Raw genomic sequence first — 20,583 nt, 5'->3', positions numbered from 1 at the left:
AGAATGAGCCCATGAGCACCCACCCTGTCGCCTCCCAATCGCCGTCGGTAGAAGAGCCCGTCAACCTGCCGGAGCCGCAGAGCCTGACCCCGGAGCGGCTCCGGGCGTGGGCCTGGCACCGGCAGGGCCTGGACGGCTCGCTGGCCGGATGCACGTCGGAGCAGGTTCTCGCCCGGGCAGGCTGGGCCCGGTCCGTGGGCGGCGCCAACCCCTACCTCACGCTCTTCGCCCGGGCGGGCATCCGCCGCGAACAGGTGGACACCGACGTCCTGGCCCACCGGATTCTCGAACTGCCCGTCGCCCGCGGCTGCACCTACGTCCTGGGCCGGGAAGACTTCGCCTGGGCGCTGAAGCTGGGCAAGGACGCCGCCGAGGCCATCCGGGTGCTCGGTCGGCTGGGCGTGGAACGAGGCGAAATCACGCTCCTGGAGGAGCAGGTGCTGCACGTGCTCGCCGAGGCGGAGGGGCCGATGGATCCGCGGCAGCTCAAGGAAGAACTGGGCGACTCGGTCCGGAACCTCGGCGAGGAAGGCAAGAAGAAGGGCGCCACCACCACGCTGCCCACCGCCCTGGGGATCCTGCAGTCGCAGGGCAAGATCCGCCGCGTCCCGGCCAACGGCCGCCTGGACCAGCAGCGCTACGCCTACGAGCCCTGGGGCCTGGCGCCCAGCGGCCTGGATGACGACGCCGCGCGCACCGAGCTGATCCGCCGCTACCTGGGCTGGACCGGCGGAGCAACTCTCAAGCAATCACAGTGGTTCACAGGGTTCACGGTGGCGCAAAGCAAGACGGCGCTCGCCGCCGTCGGTGCCGTTGAGGTGCCCACCGCGCCGGCCCCGTCACAGGCCGAGACCGGGGGCGACCCGCTGTGGATGCTGCCCGCGGACGTCGGCCGCCTCGCCGCATTCGAGGAGCCGGCGGGGGAACAGATCCAGCTGCTGGCAGGAACAGACTCCCTGTTCCTGCTGCGCCGCAACGCGGCGGACCTGCTCGCGGAGGAAGACCGGCACAAACAGGCGCTGGGATCGCTCGCGCTGCAGGCGGATCTCCCGGACCACCCCATCCTGGACCGCGGCCGGATCATCGGGCTCTGGCAGTACGAACCGGCCAAGGAGAGGATCGTGCCCTGGCTGTTCCACGGCCCCACCCCTGCCGTAACGCAGCGGATCGCCGAGGTGGAAGCCTGGATCCTCGAGGACCTCGGTGATTTCCGCGCCTTCAGCCTGGACTCTCCGGCCTCCCGGCAGAAGCGCATCGACGCGCTCGCGGCATTTGCAGGAGCCTCCACGGCAGGGTCACCGGCCGCCGGTACGGCCGGCTAGCCGGAACGGATCAGGCGCGGTGCCCGGCGAAGAAATCCCGCAGGAGTGCGGCGCACTCCTGCTCCCGGACGCCCGCAAAGACTTCCACCCAGTGGTTGAGCCGGCGTTCACGCAGGATGTCGAACACGGAACCCGCGGCGCCTGCCTTCTCATCCCAGGCACCGAACACCACCCGCGGAATCCTGGCGAGGACGATCGCTCCTGCGCACATCGCGCACGGTTCCAGCGTCACCACCAGGGTGCAGTCCTCCAGCCGCCAGCCGTCGTCGCCCTTGCCTTCCAGCGCCCGGTGCGCCCGCAACCGCGCGGCGGCTTCCCGGATGGCCACCATCTCGGCATGGGCCGTCGGGTCCCCAAGGGCCTCGCGTTCGTTTCGCCCGGTGCCCAGCACGGAACCGTCCGGTCCGATCACGACAGCACCGATCGGCACGTCCGCGGTGGCCAGTGCATTCCGGGCCTCGGCCAGGGCAAGGCTCATCCATTCGGCATGGCGCGGCTCGGGGACAGTCATGGGTCAATGATAGTTTCGATCCTAAGCATGCTGTGCAGCTCCGCTGTGCGGCCCATGTAGTCAATGAAGTCAAGTAGTCGGGAGACGGCCGTGACCACCGGAACAGAGACTTGGCTGGCGCGGCGTTGGGGCAAATGGGTGGTGCCCTACGCGGCCCTGTGGATCACCATGCTGATCGGCGGTGTGGTGGTGGTGATCCTGGCGCTGGTGAGTGCCGAGGTCTACGACAACGTGGTGGACGACGCCGGGCTCGCGAACCTGGACAAGCCGGCACTGGCGTTCATGGAACAGTTGCGCAGCCCCGGTCTGGACGCCTTTGTCACCGGGTTCACCAACATCGGCGGCGGGATCGGGATGCCCATCCTTGGTAGCATCCTGACGGCGCTGCTGATCTACAAGTCCCGGAGCTGGCGTCCGCTGATCCTGATCGGCGGCGCGGCCGCCGTCTCGGTGACTGCCACAACCCTGGGCAAAAAAATGATCGGCCGCGTCCGCCCGGACCATGCCGACGCGGTGCCGCCCTACGAGACCTCGCCGTCGTTCCCGAGCGGTCACACGCTGAACACCACGGTGGTGATCGCGCTCGTGGTGTACCTGGCCTGCCTGGAGATCAAACGGACCAGCGCTCGGATCGCCCTGATCGCCGCTGGTGTGATCTTCATCGTCGCGATGGGCCTCAGCCGGGTCTATCTGGGCCATCACTGGATGACCGACGTGATCGTCGGGTGGGTCATCGGGCTGGCCTGGGTGGGGATTGTGATCATGGCGCACCGGTTCTTCCATGCGCTGCGGCGCCGGGAACACGCCGGGGACGCGCCGACCTTCGAACATCCCGCCCACCTCCATAACGGCGCCGCCAGCGCCACTGCCGGCGGCACTGCCGGCGGCACTACACAGGCCGACTCGAACGACGCCGATACCCCCGGCCCCGCGGGACGGTCCTCCGCATCCGGGTGATAGTTTTGACCCATGCGCACTCTCGTTGTGGACCACCCGCTGGTCGCCCATAAGCTCACCGTTCTGCGGGACAAGAACACCCCGTCCCCGGTCTTCCGCCAGCTCACCGAGGAGCTCGTCACGCTCCTGGCCTACGAAGCCACGCGTGACGTCCGCACCGAACCGAAGACCATCGAGACGCCCGTCAGCACCACCATCGGCACTTACTTCACCAAGCCGACCCCCCTGGTGGTCCCGATTCTCCGGGCCGGGCTGGGCATGCTCGAGGGCATGACCAAGCTGGTCCCCACCGCCGAGGTCGGCTTTCTGGGCATGGCCCGCGACGAAGAGACCCTGGACATCATCACGTACGCGGAGCGCCTCCCGGATGACCTCACGGACCGGCAGATCTTCGTCCTCGATCCCATGCTGGCCACCGGCGGAACCCTGCGTGAGGCCATCAAGTTCCTCTTCAAGCGCGGCGCCTCCGACATCACGTGCATCTGCCTCCTCGCCGCCCCGGAGGGCCTGGCCAAGCTGGAGGAAGAGCTCTCCAACTCCAACGTGACAATCGTCCTGGCCTCGATCGACGAGAAGCTCGACGAGAAGTCGTACATCGTGCCCGGCCTGGGCGACGCCGGAGACCGCTTGTACGGCATCGCCGGCTAGGACCAGTTCGCCGGGGGGTCCCTTCCGCATTGCCGCGGTCCGCGCTAGCGTGTGCGCCATGGATTGGAAACTTGAACTCGTGTTTGTGCCGGTCTCCGATGTGGACCGAGCCAAGGATTTCTATGTCAACAAGGTGGGCTTCAACGCCGACTACGACGAGCGGCCCATGGACGGCATCCGTTTCGTCCAGCTGACTCCGCCGGGCTCGGGCTGCTCGATTGCCATCGGGGAAGGCCTCAACGACGCCCCGCCCGGCACGGCTCCATCCCTGCAGCTAGTGGTCAGCGACATCCAGACCGCGCACAAGCAGCTCAAGGACAACGGCGTGGACGTCAGCGACATCGACGTCCAGGACTGGGGGCACTTCGTCCATTTCGCCGACCCCGACGGCAACAAATGGGCCGTGCAGTACATCCCCCACCGGCCCAACGGCTGATCCCATCCGACGGTCCGAGGCGGCTTCGCCCCGGACCAACGGGAGGTCCGCCCAGCGGTTAGACCGGGTCATGCGGCAGGATGGAGGCATGAGCCTTCCAGCCCGTTCCAGTACTGCCACCCTGACCGCCCGCGCCGTCCTGTTCGACATGGACGGCACGCTGGTGGATTCCACCAGCATCGTGGAGCAGGTCTGGACCACGTTTGCCGGGCGCCACGGCCTGGAAATCGGCGAGATCCTGCGCTCCTCGCATGGGGTCCAGGCCATGGACACGGTCCGCAGATTTGCCCCGCCCGGATCCGACATCCACGCCCTCGCCGCCGAGCTGGGACGGATGGAGCTGGCCGAGACCCGCGGCATTGTCCCGGTGCCCGGCGCCTTGGAGCTGCTGGCGAGCCTGCCACCGGATGCCGTAGCGCTGGTGACGAGCGCTTCCCGGGACCTGGCCGAGGTCCGGATGGCAGCCGCGGGGATCCGCGTCCCGGCCGTATCGGTCATGTCCGAGGACGTCAGCCAAGGCAAACCCCACCCTGAGGGATACCTCCGGGCGGCCTCCCTGCTGGGTGTGGCCCCGGCCGATGCGGTGATCTTCGAGGACGCCCCGGCCGGCATCGCTGCGGGCATCGCCGCCGGCATCCGGACCGTGGCGGTAGGGCCCAACGCCGGCGAACTGCCGGACGGTGTCCTTCACATTCCTGACTACGCCGAGGTCGCCGTGACCACGCACCTCACCGGCGCCGGAGTGCGAAGCCTGTCCTTCACCTTTTAGGCCCCGGGGCCGGCCGAGGCCCGGCCCCGCCGAGGCCCCGGAGCCGGCCGAGGCCCGGCCCCGCCGGTCTGGCCGGGCCCAGCCCGCCTAACCTGCCAGCAGATACACGCTGGTCCCGCCCACGGTCTGGGCGGTGAAATTGTCGTGCACCCACGCGGCAATCTGTGCAGCATCGTCGGATCCGCTTTCACCCTGCATCATGCGCCCGGCGATGAAGTAGTGGATCTTGCCGTCGGCCACGTACTGCTGGAACTGTGCCAGGGTGGGCGCAGGGTCCGTGCCGTTGAACCCGCCCACGGCCATCACGGGCAGCTGCGTTGCCAGCTGGTAGCCGGCGGCGTTGTTGGACCCGACGACGGCGGCAGCCCAGGTGTAGGCGCCCGCGTCTGTCTGCAGCGCGGTCACCAGGGCCGCCGAGGGCGTGCTGGCCCCCAGCAGCCCGCCCATTCCGCCGCCCCCGCCCGCTCCAGGGCCGCGGCCAGCGCCGCCAGTGCCGGTGCCGTTCACCGCCGTTGCACCGCCGAGGCCACCGCCGGCTGCACCGCCGAGGGACGGCGGCAGCCCGGCCCCGCCCCGGCCGGACACGGCCGGCCCGGCGCTGACAATCGAGCCGCTGTGCGCCGCGGACGCGGTGGAGAGCGAGTACGCCAGCGGTCCGGCGAGGGCGGCGACAACGGCGAACGTCGCCGTCGTCCGCACCATGATCCCGGACACCTTCATCCCCGGTCCCTCGACTCCCGCGATCCCCTTGAATCCCTTGATTCCCGGGGTCGCGGCGGTCAGGACCAGGGTTGCGGCGGCGAGGGAGCCCAGGAGCGCCACCCAGCGCAGCCACGGCAAGTACCCCGCGGTGCGGCCGAGGAGTACGGCGGCAATGGCCCCGGCCGCCACGATCGCGACGGCGAGGACGGCGGCCGCTACAGGCTGGTCCCGCCGCTGCCAGAGCAGGACGCCGCCGAGCCCGGCGAGCCCCGCGATCCCGGGAGCCAGCGCCACCATGTAATACGGGTGGATGATCCCGGCCATGAAGCTGAACGTCAGGCCGCTGACAACAACCCAGGAGCCCCAGACGATCACCGAGGCCCGCACTGCGTCGGTGCGCGGCGCGCGGCGGCCCAGCCACAGCAGCCCGGCTCCGAGCAGCAGCACCGACGGCAGCAGCCAGGCGATCTGGCCGCCGAACTCGCTGTTGAAGAGCCGGAACGGCCCGGGCGTGCCCCAGCCGTTGCTGCCGCCAACACTCCCGGTTTCATCGCCGGTCAGCCGGCCCAGGCCGTTGTAGCCGAGGGTCAGCTCCAGGATGGAGTTGTTCTGCGAGCCGCCGATGTAAGGGCGGTTGGCCGCGGGAATGAGTTCGACGGCGGCCAGCCACCACCCGGCCGCGACGGCCATCGCCGCGCCTGCGCCGAGCAGGTGAAGGATCCGCCGGCCTGCCGCGGCTGGCGCAGCAAGCAGGTAGGCCACGGCGAAGCCTGGTACCACCAGCAGGACCTGCAGCTGTTTGGTGAGGAACCCAAAGCCCATGAGCGCCCCGGCGAATAGCAGCCAGCGCAGGCGTCCATCCTGGATGGACCGCAACACGGCGTAGGCGGCCGCGGTCATCAACAGCACCAGCAGGGCGTCGGGGTTGTTGAACCGGAACATCAGCACGGCCACCGGGGTCAGCGCCATGACCGCGCCGGCGAGGAGGCCCGCGCGGTGGGCCAGACGGGCGTCGGCCGTGGCGGGGGCCGCGGCCCGGCGTACGGCCAGATAGAGGAGCCAGGCCGTGCCGACCCCCATGAGCGCCTGCGGCACGAGGACGCTCCAGGAACTCAACCCGAAGATCCGCACCGACAACCCCATCACCCACACTGACGCCGGCGGCTTGTCCACGGTGATGGCGTTGGCTGAGTCGAACGAGCCAAAGAACCAGGCCGCCCAGTCCTGCGACCCCGCCTGGGCCGCCGCGGAGTAGAAGGCGTTCGCCCAGCCGGAGGCGCCGAGGTTCCACAGGTAGAGCGCGGCCGTGAACAGTAGCAACGCCGCGAGTTCCAGCCGCCGCCGCAACGGCCGGGCGTCGGAGACGGCGCGCGTGCCGCCGGCAGCCGGGGCCGCCAGGCGCCGACGATCTTCCGGGACTTCCGGGACTTCCGGGACTTCCGGGACTTGCGGCTGCGGCGGGCCTGGTGTGCGGGCCGGTGCCGCGCTGGGGCTCACGGTGTCAGTCATGGCGGCTTATGCTCCCAGCTTGTAGACGGTGGTGTTGCCCACGGTCTGGGCCTGGTAGTTGGCCGCGACCCAGGTGGCGACCTCGGAGTTGCCCCCGCGGCCCCCGCCCATGCCGCCCATGCCGCCGGAGATGAAGTAGCCGATCTCGCCGCGGTCCACCATCGCCTGGAACTGCGCGAGCGTCGGGTAAGGGTCGCCGCCGTTCCAGCCGCCGAGTGCGATCACGCTGGTGCCGGTGGCGAGTTCCAGGCTCGCGGCCTGGGTGGCGCCGGAGACAATCGCGGACCACTTGGCGCCGGAGGACTTCAGGAGCGCCGTCAGCTCTGTCGAGGACGTTTCCCCGCCGGGGCCGCCACCGGCCGCGCCACCGGCGCCGCCATCAGCACCGGCACTGCCGGCCCTGCCTACTGCCCCGAAGCCGCCGCCCATCGCGGACGCGGTGGGACCGGACGTGGGGATCGAGCCGGAATGCGGCTGAGCCACGGTGGCCAGCGTCCAGGCGGTGCTCCCGAGGCCGCCGGCGAGCAGTGCGAGGATCACGACCCCCGCCGTGGCGGCCTTGCGGAACCGCACCGGGAGGGCAGCCAGGCTGTCTGCCCGCAGGATTAACGCCGCGGCCGCAAGCACGCCCAGGACCACCGCGATCACCCGGAGCCCGGGAAGCCAGGCAGGATCGCGGCCCAGGAGTACGGCGGACCAGACCGAGGTGGCCAGTACTGTCACGGCTAGGACAACCCGGGCCGGCCAGTAGGCCCGGCCCCGCCACAGCTCCACGGAGCCGATGCCCGCCACGGCCGCGATCGCAGGGGCCAGCGCCACGGCATAGTACGGATGCACGGTGCCGCTCATGAAGCTGAAGATTCCGGCCGTGATCACCAGCCAGCCGCCCCACAGCAGCAGCGCCGCACGGGTTTTTGAGGTCCTGGCCTCGCGCCGGGTGAACCAGAGCCCGGCCGCCAGCAGGATCAGGGCCGCCGGCAGGAGCCAGGACACCTCGCCGCCGAAACTGGTCCCGAACATCCGGGTGATCCCGGGCGTGCCGCCGAAGCCCACGTTTCCGTTGCCGCCGGGGCCGCCGGCGTTCCCGCCAAAGTTCCCGCCCAGATTGCCTCCGGCAGGAATGCCTCCGCCGGACCCGGTGATCCGGCCCAGGCCGTTGTAGCCGAACGTGAGTTCCAGGAAGCTGTTGGTCTCCGAGCCCGCCATGTACGGGCGGACCGAGGTGGGAGTCAGTTGGAACAGCACAAGGTAGCTTCCGGCCACCACGGCAATCCCGGCGGCGGCGGCCAGCAGGTGCAGGAGCCGGCGGCCGAGCGTGGTGGGTGCCGCCCACAGGTAGGCCAGGGCCAACGCGGGAACGATCAGGAAGCCCTGCAGCATCTTGGACAGGAAGGCCAGGCCGATCACGGCGCCGGCCGCGGCGAGCCACTTCCACCCTGCCTTCTCAATGGCGCGCGTGGTGAGGTAGGCGGCCAGCACCAGGCACAGGGTGAGCATCGCGTCCGGGTTGTTGAACCGGAACATCAGGGCGGCCACCGGGGTCAGCGCCAGGGCGCCGCCGGCGAGCAGGCCCGCAGCCGGTCCGGACACCCGCTTGACGGTCAGGTAGAGAAGCCCGACGGCGGCTACTCCCATGAGTGCCTGGGGAATGAGCATGCTCAGTGCCGAGAAGCCGAAGATCCGTCCCGCGAGGGCGGGAATCCAGAGGGCGGCCGGCGGCTTATCCACCGTGATGGCATTGCCGGCGTCGAGGGAACCGAACAGCAGCGCGGTCCAGTCCTTGGTCCCGGCTTGGATCGCCGCGGCGTAGAAGGAGTTGGCGTAGCCGGTGGCTTCCAGGTTCCACAGGTACAACGCCGCGGTGACCACCAGCAGCAGCGCCGCCGAGGGCCGCACCCACCGGGACTGCGGTCCGAACAGCAGGCGGTCGCGGCGGCTCTGGGTTGCGGGAGGCTGGGTTGCGGACACGTGGGCTGCGGGCCGGCGGGTGGTCGTCCCGGCGTCCCCAGGTAGTGTGCCAGGCGTTTCCTGGGCTGCCGGCGGGCTGCCGGCCGGTGAACCTGACTGGGCTCCGGTGGTGGGGCTGATGGTTGCCGTCATTTACTTGGCCTTTTCTGTGCGGGGGAGGGAGGCATCGCGGACGGCGGGCGCCGGAACAGCATTCGTGACGCCGGGCCGGTCGCGGAAGACCACCAGCCGGAAGAGCAGGAATTTCACGGCTGTGGCGGCCAGGTTGGCGGCGGTGACCACGAGCAGTTCAAGCCAGCGGTCCGGTGCCGCTCCCGACGCGGCGTGCACCAGGGCCAAGGCGCCCGAGGTCAGGGCCAGCCCGATCCCGAAGACCAGCAGTCCCTCGAAATGGTGGCGTGCCGCCTGGCTGCTGCCCTGGATGCCGAACGTGAAGCGACGGTTGGCCGCGGTGTTGGCTACGGCGGTGGTGAGCAACGCAAGGAAATTTGCCAGCTGCGGGTCCATGATCCCGCGGCAGAGCAGGAAAATCGCCAGGTAGGCCAGCGTGGAGGCGACGCCGATGCTGCCGAATCGGACCAGCTGCCCGAAGAGGCTTCCGCCGGAGCTTTGTTCCTGGGTCCGGGAGGAGGCCGGCAGCGGTCCGCGGGCCAGGGCGGCGCGCAGTTCGGGCACCGGGACCCGGCCCGAGACCAGGTCCCGGCTCAACCGTGCCATGCCGCGCAAATCGGCGAGGGCAGTCTGGACGATGTCCACGCTGGAATCAGGGTCGTCGGTCCAGTCCACCGGGACTTCGTGGACGCGCAGGCCGCACTTTTCCGCCAAGACCAGCAGCTCGGTGTCGAAGAACCAGGCGTTGTCCAGCGTGTGGGGGAGCAGCTGCCGCGCCACGTCCGCCCGGATCGCCTTGAAACCGCACTGCGCATCGCTGAAGTGGGCGCCCATGAGGGACTGCAGCAGCAGGTTGTAGCTGCGCGAGATGAATTCGCGCTTGGGTCCCCGGACCACGCGCGAGTTGCGGGTCAACCGCGTCCCGATCGCCAGGTCGGAGTGCCCCGAAATGAGCGGCGCGAGGAGCGGCCCGAGGGCGGCCAGATCAGTGGAAAGATCCACGTCCATGTATGCCAGGACCGGCGACGGCGAGGCAAGCCACACCTTGCGAAGCGCGTTTCCGCGGCCCTTTTCGGCCATATGGACAACTGTCACTTCGCGCAGCTCGCGGGCTACGCGTTCCGCCGCCTTGAGCGTTCCGTCGGTGCTGGCGTTGTCCGCCACTGTGATCCGGAAGGAGTGCGGGAAGGCGCCGAGAAGGTACGCATGGAGCCGGCGTAGGCATGCTTCGAGATCCCGTTCTTCGTTGAAGACCGGGATGGTGATGTCCAGCACGGGTGTACTGGTACGCGTATCAATGGCTGAGCGCCGGCCGCCGGGTCCGGCAAGTGGCCCGGCGGTCGGGGCCGGGACGGGCGCGTCGGTCAGGGCAAGCCCTGACCGTGCGGCCGGTGCCGCCGGGCCGGCCGGCGTCGCCGTGGCGCGGGGCAGGGTTCCTGTGGCCTGGTCTGTGGATGTCATGGCTCAACCTTCCCGGCGGCCCATATGTGGGCTTTATGGTCAGGCTGTGCGGCGGCTGTGGAAGTCCGGCCAGTCCGGCAGGTCCGGCCGGGGATACGCAAAGGAGGCCCCGGATCCATGTGGGCGGTTTCCGGGACGGTTCGCCATGGCCAGCACTTAGGACGACGCATTCGCGTTTTAGACGATAGGCGCTGCGGGCCAAACATACGGAGGTCATATCCGGAGTCGAGGAGCTTTCTGCTTCATCGGGATGTCCCGGCTGGCCTGTCTGCCGTGGGATTCTCATAGGTCTCACCCACGCATATTTAGTGGTTCCCTCAACCTCATACAGGGCTTCAATAGGCCGCTGTCTTTGACTGCTCGGCGTCTTCAACCGCGCCGGGCATCGCCCGGATAGTCCTGCCTAGGAAGCTGGGTGCGTGAACGGGACCCGTTCGAACGACATGACGCTCGTTGAATGCTCCGGATTGACGGTGACTTTGAGCCAGTCCTTCGCATTGTTGGAGCCATCCACAGTGACTCGCGTCAGGTTCTTCGCCGCTGTGGCTTGGCCGTAGAAGGATAGCCAGGCCGAGCCGGCCGCGAGGGGATGGTCCTGGTTGTAAACGTGGCTGTCGCCGTTGATCAGATAGACCGGGCCGCTGAAAGAGTTGGATTCCTCGATCAGGGTCTGCACCAGGGCCCTGAAAGCACCGAAATCACTCTGGGACGGAGCCGTGATTGTCGGGTCGAACATGTCGGCCTGCGTCATCACGACGACGGCCCGGTCACCGTTGTTTTGCGCCGTCCGGAAGGTGTTCTTCAACTCCTCGATATCCGCTCGGGTCCGTTGCTTAACCTCATCCAGTTGGGCGGCAGTGGGCTGGGTTTGGCCGAGCCCGGTCCAAGGCAGCATCGAGTTATTACTGCCGGTAATGTTGACGGCCGTGAAGGCGACCTCATGCTTGCGGAAGCTGACGTTCTCCGGGAAGCCTTCCTTGGCCTGCGACTTCACCTTCATGGGTGCACCGAGCGTGAGCCCGGGCTTGGGGAAGAAGAGGTCCCGAACCTTGGCGAGTCTTTCCAAGGGGTTGTAGGCTCCGTTGTTCGAGCGGTGGCAGTCTGTCCACTCGTTGTCGCCCGGGGTGTAGACGAGCGGTGCGGTGAAGCTGTCAAAGTTTTTTTTGATGGCTTCGAAGTACTGGTCAGTGCACTGGGAAGATCCATTCTTGATGTCTCCGACGTGCGCGACAAAGTTCAGTTCCTTGTGTGCGTTGAGGTCCTGAATGTAGGACGGGAACGCTTGGATTTCAGCGTCACCGTAGGGTACGTCGCCGATCACTCCGAAGCTGAAGCCATGGGTGTTGCCTTGGTGCCCGTTGCCGTTAGTCTGTCCTGCGTCGTTGCCGTTGTTGGCTGCCAGCGCCGGCGGAGCCAGCAGAGTGGTTGACAGCAGGACGGCCCCGACCGTGGCGGCCGCGAATCTTGTCATTGAACGCATGGAACTCTCCTCGTCGTGGTCTCCGGATCCCCGGACGAGACTATTGGCACGAGCTGAATTCCAAGAGTCGGCGACATGAATCTTTCCTGCCAGAATCCGGCCCGGCCTCGGTCGGTGCTGTCAGATCACTCCTTCCCAGACCTGCGTTGGATACTGGCACTGCGGCGGCCTTCGTCAGACAGGCCCCGGTCCGAGGGGCCCTGAGCATCCGGTTGGGGTGAGAGCCCCAAGCTGACGTTTGACGCCCCGGCCGGTGCCTGTCATCGACCCAGCTGGGGGTCGCTCGTGAGCGGTCGGCCGTTCTCGAGCCTGCCGGCCAGGACCCGGATAAGCTTGGCGTCCGCGGCGGAGGTGATTGTCAGGTCGTACCAGCCGCCCTGGGTGGGGATGGCGACGGTCTTGCCCTGGCCCGGGTTGAGTGAAAGCGACTGGGAACCGGCCCCGTAGGCGTCCTTGAAGGTCAGGGCTGCGCCCGCGGAGCCGGTGTTCTCGATCCGGAACTGTGCGTGCGGCGATTTGCCGTCGGCGGTAACCGTGACACGGAGGTCCGCGGCGGCCGTCGTGCCGGCGAGGCGGCGGTACCAGCCTGCCGGGCCGTGCATGTGCACGTCGTACTCGGCGCCGAGCGCCCAGGACGCGTCGAGGGCCGCTGTTGCCCCGATGGTGTATGAGTACGGGGCCTGCGGGAGAAGGTTCGAGCGGACCTGCACGTGCGCGCCGAGGGTGCCCCGGTTCGCCCAGCGGGCGGTGAGCTGGCCGGCGTCGATCTTCGTCTCGACATCGAGGGCGTAGCCGAGCGCGCGGGATGGACGGGTGCCCCTCTCCTGCGCGGGCATCGAGTTTGTCACCGGGGGCGTCGGGACGTAGCTCGGGTGGCGCTGGTGGTCAACAGGCTTGTATGCCGAGGTGTCCGGCATGGCCGGCGCCGCGCCGCCGCTGGCGGAGAAGTCGAACGCGCTGGTGAGGTCGCCGCTGACTGCACGGCGCCACGGCGTGATGTTCGGTGAGGCGACGCCGAAGCGGGCCTCGAGGAAGCGGACGATGGAGGTGTGGTCGAAGGTCTCGGAACACACCCAGCCGCCCATGCTCCACGGCGAGGCCACGATCATCGGCACGCGCACGCCGAGGCCGAAGTGTCCCGGAACGTCCTTGCTGCCGTAATAGGTCGGGCTGCCGTCGTACCACTCGCCGGCAGTGGAGACCGTGGAGGCGCCCGGGACCTGCGGGGTGTTCGGGTGCGGCGGGACGATGTGGTCGAAGAAGCCGTCGTTCTCGTCGTACATGAACAGCACTGCCGTCTTGCTCCACACCTCCGGGTTGGAGGTGAGGATGTCCAGGATGTTTGCCGCGTACCAGGCACCGAAGTTCGGCGGCCAGTTCGAGTGCTCCGAGTAGGCCTCCGGGGCCACAATGTAGGAGACCTGGGGGAGCGTGCCGCCCGAAACGTCCTCGCGGAGGACCCGGAAGAGGTCATCGCCGGCCTTGCAATTCGTCCCTGTCCGCGCCTTCTCATACAAGGGCGTCCCCGGCTTGGCGTCCTGGTACTGCTTGAAGTACAAGAGCGAGTTATCGCCGTAGTTGCCGATATACGCGTCGTTGGTCCAGCCCCAGTAACCCGTGGCGTCTAGGCCGTCACCGATGTCCTGGTAGACCTTCCACGAAACTCCGGCCTTCTCAAGCTCCTCCGGGTAGGTGCTCCACCAGTACCTGTTCTCACCGTTCCACAAGTCCGGGCCGCCGCCCTTGCGGCCCGGGTCATCACCGCCGGCGAACATGAAGTAGCGGTTCGGGTCCGTGGGGCCAAGGACCGAGCAGTGGTACTGGTCGCAAACCGTGAACGCGTCGGCAAGGGCGAAGTGGAACGGAATGTCCTTGCGCTCGTAGAACGCCATCGTGGCCTCGGACTTCGCCGGCAGCCACTGATCGTACTTGCCGTTGTTGAACGCCTCGTGGGTGAGCTCCCAGGAGTGGTCGAGGTCCTCCATGAACTGCATGCCCAGGTCCGGCGCGTCCGGGTGGTACGGGAGAACGTCGCGGCTGCCATTGTTCTGATGCCACACATTCTTGTTGCTGGGCAGCACAGCGGGATGCGGATCCCCAAAGCCGCGCACACCCTTCAGAGTCCCGAAGTAGTGGTCCAACGCCCGATTCTCCTGCATAAAGATCACAACATGCTCGACATCCTTGATCGAGCCCGTGGCCCGGTTGGCCGGGATCTCCGCGGCACGGGCGATACTCTGCCCCAGCATCTGCGAGATCGCGGCACTTGCTGCTCCCGCGCCCGATAGCTGAAGAAAACGTCGACGGTCCAAACCTGCCATGAGCTGCTCCTAATGCACTGTGTTACTTACTGGTAACCCCAGAAGGACTGTGCCAGTGCCAGGTAAAGGCTCGGCATAGGCCTGGTGAACTTTGCGCGACATGCATGGCAGGGAAGGACAGCGTGGCTGCAACATCCGGCACCACGCAGGGGTTCTGTGTAGTGGTCGTGCTTGCTCTGAGTGGTCAGCGGTCCCCCGTCTGCTCCCAGGCGCCCCTGGACGGCGCGGGAGGAGGGGCTGCTAATTCGTCATGGACGCGGGGGTAAATTTTCCGGTAGGTCGCCAGTGCCGAGCGCATGCGCCTGGAGACAACCCGCATCCTGTGCATTCGCGTCCTGGGCGTCCCGCCGCACGCCGGGGTCTTCATCCTTGAGGGACTTCGGCAGCGAATGGGCGGGAGTCGTTGAGGGCGGGGACAGAAGCGCCACCCSGCGGCTGGGCCGGGTGGCGTTTCTAAGTGATGTTGTGCGGCCACAGACCGGCGTGCACTGCTGCGGGTGCCTACTTCCCGGAGTTGTTGACGTCGTTGGTGCGGGTGGTTCCGTCATGGTTGTCTGATTTGTTGTTGCCTCTGTTGTTGCCGTTGTCGTTGTTGGTGATGGAGGCGATGGCGCCGGTTTGTTCGTTGAGCAGGACCTTGTCTTTGCGCTGTTTGTCGAAGTTGAACATGGCGTTCACCGGGCCGGCGGTGGCGTCGGCGGAGCCGTCACCGATTCGGCCGGCGTGCCAGTTTTCTTCGATGAAGCGCAGGATCGAGGCTTGGTCGGTTTGGGCGTGGTCCACGAAATTCTTTTTTGCGTAAGGGGAGATGACCACCAGCGGCTGGCGCGGGCCGGGCCCGCAGCGGTCAGCGTAGCCGCCGGCCATTGGGATTCCGCCGGCTGCGGCGTTCTGGCACCAGGTGGCATCGTCGGCGGTGCTGGAGGAGTTCTTGACCTTGGCTGCGGCGTGGTCGTACCAGCCGTCCGAGTCGTCGTAGGCGAGGACGACGGCGGTGTTGTCCCAGTTCTGGGATTTCTGGATCTGGTTCACGGTGTTTGTGATGAAGTTCTGTTCGTCGACGGGGTCTGAGTAGGCGGCGTGGCCGTCCTGGAACATTCCGGCTTTGAGGAAGGACACGGCGGGCATGTTGTCGGTGTTGAGGACCTTGTTGAACGCGCTGAGGTCGTATTGGTGGTTCGCCTGGCCGTTGTGGCCGATTTCCGCGTCCGATGCCGGCGCCAGGTGGTGGGGGTTGGCGGTGGAGGCGTAGTACTGGAACGGCTGGTGGTGGGGGGAGTAGTCAACGACGCTGGCTCCGGCGGCATTCGTGTGGCTGGAAAGGCACGACGCCGGGGTGGTCGCGGTCGCGGCGGTAGTGGGTGTGAAGCCGCCCTGGAACCAGCCCCAGGAGGTGCCCTTGGCGTTGAGCAGGTCCCCGATGTTCTTCCCGGCCATGCCGGCCAGGTTGCCGGTTTTGGCGTGGCTGTTGTTCGAGCAGTCGTCGTGGACCGGGTCGGGGTCGTTGATGACGGTGCCGACGCCGTTTGCATCGGGCTGGCGGACAGCGCTGCTTCCGGCTGCCAGAGTGGCTACCGGCTCTCCGGTTGCGGTGTATTCGGTGGCCCCGTGGGTCTGGCCGGAGACCAGGTTCAGGGCGCCGGGGGTGGAGGGGCCGAAGACGGTGCTGAAGTGGTTATCGCTCATTGCGTAGTTCTGGGCGTAGTTCCAGATGCCGGTGACGGTGTTGCCGTCGTAGTAGTCCATGGTCAGGCCGGGGTGGCCGTACTGGTTGGTGCCGCAGGCGTCCCGGCTGGTGAACTGGACGAACTTGTCCATCGCCCCGCCGTTGTAGGCCTTCTGCTCGGCCGCGTACCCGTGGTCCTGGTCTCAGGTCACGGCTTGCATCGGTGAGAGCCGGGCCGGTTGTGCCGAGTTGGGGTTGTTCGGTGCCAGCAATCCGGCGGTGGCCAGGGTGTTGATGTCCTTGGGCGTGTTTTTCGCCGCGGTGAAGGCCGCCGCCGGGGTGCCGGCGCCCTGCTGGGTTTCTCCGGGGGTGTTGGCGGCCTTGGGATAGGTGGCGAAGTAGTGGTCGAAGGAGACGTTCTCCTGGAAGATCACGACCACGTGTTTGATCGGCGTCGCGGTGCCGTCGTGGTTTTCGCCGGCGGTGGCGGGGCCTGCGCCGGAGCCGAACAGACCGGCTGTCAGCACCGAGGCGCCCAGGGCTGCCGCGACCGTGGCGGCGGCGATGCGCTTGCGGGTGATTCGTTGTGCCGGATGAGGCATGGGGTTATCCAATCTTTCCGTTTCGGGGGTACCGGCGGCGGGAGCCCGGCATCTTTCTGGGTGGCGGGATTCCCGTTCGCAACCGAGCAGCGTGCTGGCCGGGAATCCGGGTTGATCGGCAGGCGACCAGAGGAAGCCTGGTCGGGGCCGGCCTGGAGCCGCACGGCGGAGTCCCGGCGTGTGGTCGCGGATCACCGTGCGGGACTTGAGGTCGATCATCGCCATGCCGCCGAGTTCGTAGGTGGCACCCGTGCCGGCGGCCGCGGTCTGCGGGAGGTTGGTGATCCCGCTGCAGAGCATTCTGGAGCTGGGTACGTACTGGCAGTCCTGGTAGTCGATGAAGTAGTTCGGGTTCTCCCAGGTCGAGAGCTGCTTGCCCTGCAGGTCCCATTCCGCGAAGCGGCGTGAACCCCAGGTGTTGCCGACCAGGTGGCCTGTCTGCTTGTCCATCACAATGCCGCCGAAGTGGTCCTTCACCTGGAACTGCTTGTGCACGTCGAGGGTGTTCGCATCGACTCGGTAGATGATGGCGCTGCTGTCGGGCCGGTACTGGGCCACGGGGATCCAGACGTTGGTGCCGTCGAAGTCGATGCCGCCCGGGTGGTACATGTCGCCCTCGCCCAGAACGATGTCCTTTTGCAGGTTGCCGGCCTTGTCCATGACAAAGAGGTGGCCGACGCCCTTGCCAGGGGTGCGGTCGAACCCGTTCTGCGGCGTCGGGAACTTAACGGTCGGTTCGATGATCTGAACGGCTGAGAGGAAGATGTGGTCCTTGCTGTAGGCGATTCCCTCTGTGTGGAACGTAGGGAAGTTGAGTTTCAGCTTGGATGTCTGCTGCCAGTTCGTGTTCCGGTCAACGCCGTTGAAGGCGTCGGCCAGCGCCGTGTTCCTGTCACCGTGGTTGCCGGCAGCGGCGTTGTCACCGGCGGCCTGGGCTGCTGCGGTGGCGCTGACTGCGGACGCGGCCAGGACGATTGCTGCGGCAGCGGTGAGGATGCCTCGGGTGCGAGTCGTGCTCATTCGGGAGCCTCTCAAAGGGGTTGGGTCGTATCAAGAGATCGCCACGTTACTTCCCGGTAATGAACCACCCGGGGCGCGGTCGTGAACAACAGGTTGCTGTCCGGCACGCGACGTTTGACTGGTCCGCAAGGGGCCGCGGCCAGGGGTAGGGCAAAGACGGCTGGCGAAACTCACGCCAAGCGAGTCTAAAAACAATCAACGGGACCGCGCTCACAGCAGACTAAGACCCGAGTCAACAAAAGCCGGGGCAGGCCCTTTGTTCAGTTACTCGTTCGTCCTAGACCCTGGCGTTGTAGACGTCGAGTCCGAAGCGGTTCTTCTCTTCCTCCGCCTTCGGCCGGGACTGGCGATGCCCAGCACGGAGACCGGGACGCAGAGGAGGCGCTGCAGTGGGTTGATCGTTTTGGCGGCCGCCAGGCCTCCCTGCCCATCCCAGCCCGTGCTGGCTCGGGGAACCACGCCCGGCTCCTAACGCAGTCTTGCCTGGGTGATGTCCACCAGCAGTACCGGGTGACGCCACCGGTGACGCCGGAAGGATGGCCGCGGGCAATGCTGGCCACGACTGCGAGCGTTGCTCACCGTCTGATCATGACAGCGGGAGTGGACGGCGCCGCTGGAAAAACCCGGTCGAGGCGTACCCTGCGGCGAGGACGCCGAGGCTGCCCAGCCAACCGGCCGCCAATACGGTCAGAACGATCCGATCCCGATCCTCGTAGGGGGCCAGCGACTGGCCGGCGACGATGACCTTGCCCGCCGCCGGCCGGGCGACGACCGCCATCCGCAGGCCCGGTTCCGGCTGCCACGTCACTGCGTCAGAGCCGGAGTCCCGGGCCGTCTGGAGGACGCCGGCGGGAAGGTCAGGAAGTGAGCCATGAAGGGTGACAGTCCCCGACTCCGGTTTGTTATCCGACCCGTACACGATGACGAACACCCCGCTGTCTGGCGTCAGTTCCAGCCGCGGCGCCATCAGCGTCTCCGGACCGATCAGCTGGGCCTTTGCAGCTGCGGCGGCTGCTGGCGCGGCATTGGCTGCGCGGCGGCCGAGCTGCTGGAACGCGGCATAGGAGCTTCCGAAGATGAGCGTGATGATGACGGCTGCCGTCAGCCAGCCGGTTGCCCTTCGCATGCCTCCATCATGGGGCACGTCGGTCCTGCGGCGCTCGGAAGGCGGGAGAAAAGTGCTTTGGGCTGTACTTCCGGCAGGGAGACCCTGCCGGCCCGACTCGGCCACCCCGTTCCGGGCGATCCGCCCAACTCCCTGCGAGTGAAGTCAAGGGCATCTGCACCTGAGCCCAGCCACCGGGCCAACAGCTACGACGCCGCCCGGCATTGCCCGGCAGTTTCAGCGGCGGCGGAGCTCCACAAAGTGTCCCGGTGAGTGACCGGGTTAGGGGACCAGGCCATCTCCGGCAGCCGCGAGTTCCCTGAGCTCACGGACATGAGCTTTTGCAGGCAGTTCTCCGGCCCTTCGCTGCGAGAGGCAGCTCTCAGCCTTTTCTCAGCGCGAGGCGGGACATTTGTAGAAGGTCCCGAGAGGCCGACCCCGCCTCGGCCGTCGATCCACAGGCTCCGGCCGCACGCTCCCCTCAACCGGCGTGCGGCCGGACATCTCGTGTCCCTCGTGCAATCCCGCCGGCGTCCGGTCCCGGCCGCCTGAAACCTCGGTGTCGCCCTCCTCGGCACGGTGGCTGGCGGGGACTTCCACGTCTCTCGAAGCTCCTTCAGCACCTACCAATCGCCGCGACGCACGGCAGCCGTTGGCTCAGGGATTTCTCAGCATTGCATCGATTCCGCATCTGGGCAGGAGGGACTCCCGCAGCGCCGGGTCGGCCACCAGTTTGGCCGTTTTGGGACGTGCCCGGCGGGCAGCGGCTTGCCGCTGTGCGCCGTGGGGCAGGTAACCGAAACGGGGATCGCTGTTGCGGCCCAGTTCCCGGCTGCTGGTCGAGGGCGCCCGTCCCATCGCCTGCGCGATCGCGCTCATGGAAGAACCGGCCGCGGACAGGTCCCGGATCAGTTCCCATTCCCGCGGCTCCTCAGCCCCGCCAGGCGGACCCAGCCGGCACATGTCGCGGCATTGAAACCGAGATCCCTAGCGGCCGCCGTCGTGCTCCCCAAACGGTCAAACACCTCGAAAAACGCCTTCTTCTGATCCTGCCCATACCGCACGGGCCGGGATGAATCCCCGCTTTAACGAACCACGGTCGTTGCAACTCCCAAATGTCTGGGTGTTGCAACGACCGCTAGAACCCGCCTGTGGATCCGGGGCCTCCTTTGGTGGGCCGCTACTGCCGGTTTAGTACCAGTTGTGCGCGTAGTGGAAGTTCAGGGCGCCGCAGGGGGAGCCGTAGCGTTCCTTGACGTAATTCAGGCCCCAGTTGATCTGGGTTCGGTAGTTGGTCCTGTAGTCGGCGCCGGCGCTCGCCATCTTCGAGGCGGGCAGGGACTGGACCACGCCGTAGGCGCCGCTGCTGGCGTTGGTGGCAGTCGTCTTCCAGTCCGATTCCTTGGTCCAGAGCTTCTGCAGGCACTGCATCTCGTTAGGTGCCCAGCCATAGCTGCCCAGCTGGGCCGCGGCGTAGGCCTGGGCGCCGGCGGGGTCGTCGATGGCGACCGGGGCCTTGGCGGGTGCGGGGGCCTTGGCGGGAGCGGCCGCAGGAGCCGGGGCCTTGGCGGGTGCGGGCGCCTTGGCGGGAGCGGCCGCAGGAGCCGGGGCCTTGGCGGGAGCCGCTGCGGGGGCTTTGGCGGGCTTAGCCGCCGGGGCCTTGGCTGCCACGCTGTTGTCTACTGTCGCCGTGGGCGCAGCGACCTCGACTCGTTCGAAGTTGAGCTTGGCCAGCGGGTCGGCGCTCGTGGCCGTTTGGCTCCCAACCTTTGCCGTGTGGGCGCCCGGCTCTGCCGCCTGGGCGGCGGCGCCGCCCCCCACCAGCATGGCGCAGGCGGCGGTGATGACGGCGGCGCGGCGGCCTGTGATGCCGAGTCCTGTGGCCAGCCTGGACAGGGCGGATGCCTGCGTGGCCGGTTCGGCGCGGTGGCGCGACTTGGTGGAGCTGGAATGGGAATCGCCGTCAGGGCGCGGCTGTACCTGGAATTCAGTCAT

At 67.6% G+C, this 20,583-nt stretch carries 14 protein-coding genes and 1 pseudogene; 5 read left to right on the top strand and 10 right to left on the bottom strand.

All coding sequences use genetic code 11. The features are described from left to right. The first annotated feature begins 11 nt into the window (after positions 1 to 11). Entirely contained in the window at positions 12 to 1,322 is a 1,311-nt protein-coding gene (locus AC1DEM_RS10345) for a DNA glycosylase AlkZ-like family protein (protein ID WP_476884279.1), read from the top strand. Between the two features lie 10 nt (positions 1,323 to 1,332). On the opposite strand, the gene AC1DEM_RS10340 is transcribed toward AC1DEM_RS10345, so the two are convergent. Next, positions 1,333 to 1,833, bottom strand: a complete 501-nt coding sequence (locus tag AC1DEM_RS10340) for a nucleoside deaminase (protein WP_476884278.1) — start codon at positions 1,831 to 1,833, stop codon at positions 1,333 to 1,335. A gap of 90 nt (positions 1,834 to 1,923) precedes the next feature. On the opposite strand from AC1DEM_RS10340, the gene AC1DEM_RS10335 reads away from it, so the two are divergent. From AC1DEM_RS10335 to AC1DEM_RS10320, 4 genes are all read left to right on the top strand, one after another. Next, positions 1,924 to 2,790 (top strand): phosphatase PAP2 family protein, encoded by an 867-nt coding sequence (locus AC1DEM_RS10335; protein WP_476884277.1) that lies wholly within the window; start codon positions 1,924 to 1,926, stop codon positions 2,788 to 2,790. Between the two features lie 12 nt (positions 2,791 to 2,802). Continuing rightward, positions 2,803 to 3,438 carry a uracil phosphoribosyltransferase gene (gene upp / locus AC1DEM_RS10330; protein ID WP_476884276.1) on the top strand — a complete coding sequence of 212 codons (636 nt, stop codon included), beginning with the start codon at positions 2,803 to 2,805 and terminating at the stop codon, positions 3,436 to 3,438. A 58-nt stretch (positions 3,439 to 3,496) separates the two neighbouring features. Next, the gene (locus tag AC1DEM_RS10325; RefSeq protein WP_476884275.1) at positions 3,497 to 3,874 is read left to right on the top strand and encodes a glyoxalase superfamily protein; all 378 of its coding nucleotides are present in this window, start codon (positions 3,497 to 3,499) and stop codon (positions 3,872 to 3,874) included. Positions 3,875 to 3,962: 88 nt separating this feature from the next. Continuing rightward, positions 3,963 to 4,643 carry an HAD-IA family hydrolase gene (locus AC1DEM_RS10320; protein ID WP_476884274.1) on the top strand — a complete coding sequence of 227 codons (681 nt, stop codon included), beginning with the start codon at positions 3,963 to 3,965 and terminating at the stop codon, positions 4,641 to 4,643. A gap of 87 nt (positions 4,644 to 4,730) precedes the next feature. On the opposite strand, the gene AC1DEM_RS10315 is transcribed toward AC1DEM_RS10320, so the two are convergent. The 9 genes and pseudogenes from AC1DEM_RS10315 to AC1DEM_RS10275 all read right to left on the bottom strand — a co-directional run bounded on the left by AC1DEM_RS10315 (position 4,731) and on the right by AC1DEM_RS10275 (position 20,583). Then, positions 4,731 to 6,854: an ArnT family glycosyltransferase gene (locus AC1DEM_RS10315; RefSeq protein WP_476884273.1), complete on the bottom strand. Its 2,124-nt coding sequence runs from the start codon at positions 6,852 to 6,854 to the stop codon at positions 4,731 to 4,733. A gap of 6 nt (positions 6,855 to 6,860) precedes the next feature. Next, on the bottom strand, positions 6,861 to 8,954 hold the full coding sequence (locus tag AC1DEM_RS10310; RefSeq protein WP_476884272.1) for a glycosyltransferase family 39 protein: 2,094 nt from the start codon (positions 8,952 to 8,954) through the stop codon (positions 6,861 to 6,863). Beyond that, on the bottom strand, positions 8,955 to 10,394 hold the full coding sequence (locus AC1DEM_RS10305; RefSeq protein ID WP_476884271.1) for a bifunctional glycosyltransferase family 2/GtrA family protein: 1,440 nt from the start codon (positions 10,392 to 10,394) through the stop codon (positions 8,955 to 8,957). Between the two features lie 403 nt (positions 10,395 to 10,797). Beyond that, entirely contained in the window at positions 10,798 to 11,874 is a 1,077-nt protein-coding gene (locus AC1DEM_RS10300) for a hypothetical protein (RefSeq protein ID WP_476884270.1), read from the bottom strand. Between the two features lie 260 nt (positions 11,875 to 12,134). Next, positions 12,135 to 14,195, bottom strand: a complete 2,061-nt coding sequence (locus AC1DEM_RS10295; protein WP_476884269.1) for a phosphocholine-specific phospholipase C — start codon at positions 14,193 to 14,195, stop codon at positions 12,135 to 12,137. A 501-nt stretch (positions 14,196 to 14,696) separates the two neighbouring features. Beyond that, positions 14,697 to 17,483: pseudogene (locus AC1DEM_RS10290) on the bottom strand (DUF6454 family protein). A gap of 586 nt (positions 17,484 to 18,069) precedes the next feature. Continuing rightward, positions 18,070 to 18,609: a hypothetical protein gene (locus AC1DEM_RS10285; protein WP_476884268.1), complete on the bottom strand. Its 540-nt coding sequence runs from the start codon at positions 18,607 to 18,609 to the stop codon at positions 18,070 to 18,072. 636 nt (positions 18,610 to 19,245) lie between these two features. Next, complete coding sequence (locus AC1DEM_RS10280; protein WP_476884267.1) at positions 19,246 to 19,551, bottom strand: helix-turn-helix domain-containing protein; 306 nt, start codon at positions 19,549 to 19,551, stop codon at positions 19,246 to 19,248. Between the two features lie 228 nt (positions 19,552 to 19,779). Continuing rightward, positions 19,780 to 20,583 (bottom strand): aggregation-promoting factor C-terminal-like domain-containing protein, encoded by an 804-nt coding sequence (locus tag AC1DEM_RS10275; RefSeq protein ID WP_476884266.1) that lies wholly within the window; start codon positions 20,581 to 20,583, stop codon positions 19,780 to 19,782.

It is taken from the genome of Arthrobacter sp. 05T420, from assembly GCF_056396305.1.
The sequence above is the reverse complement of the archived record's forward strand: the minus strand, read 5'-3'. Positions and strand labels throughout refer to the sequence as shown.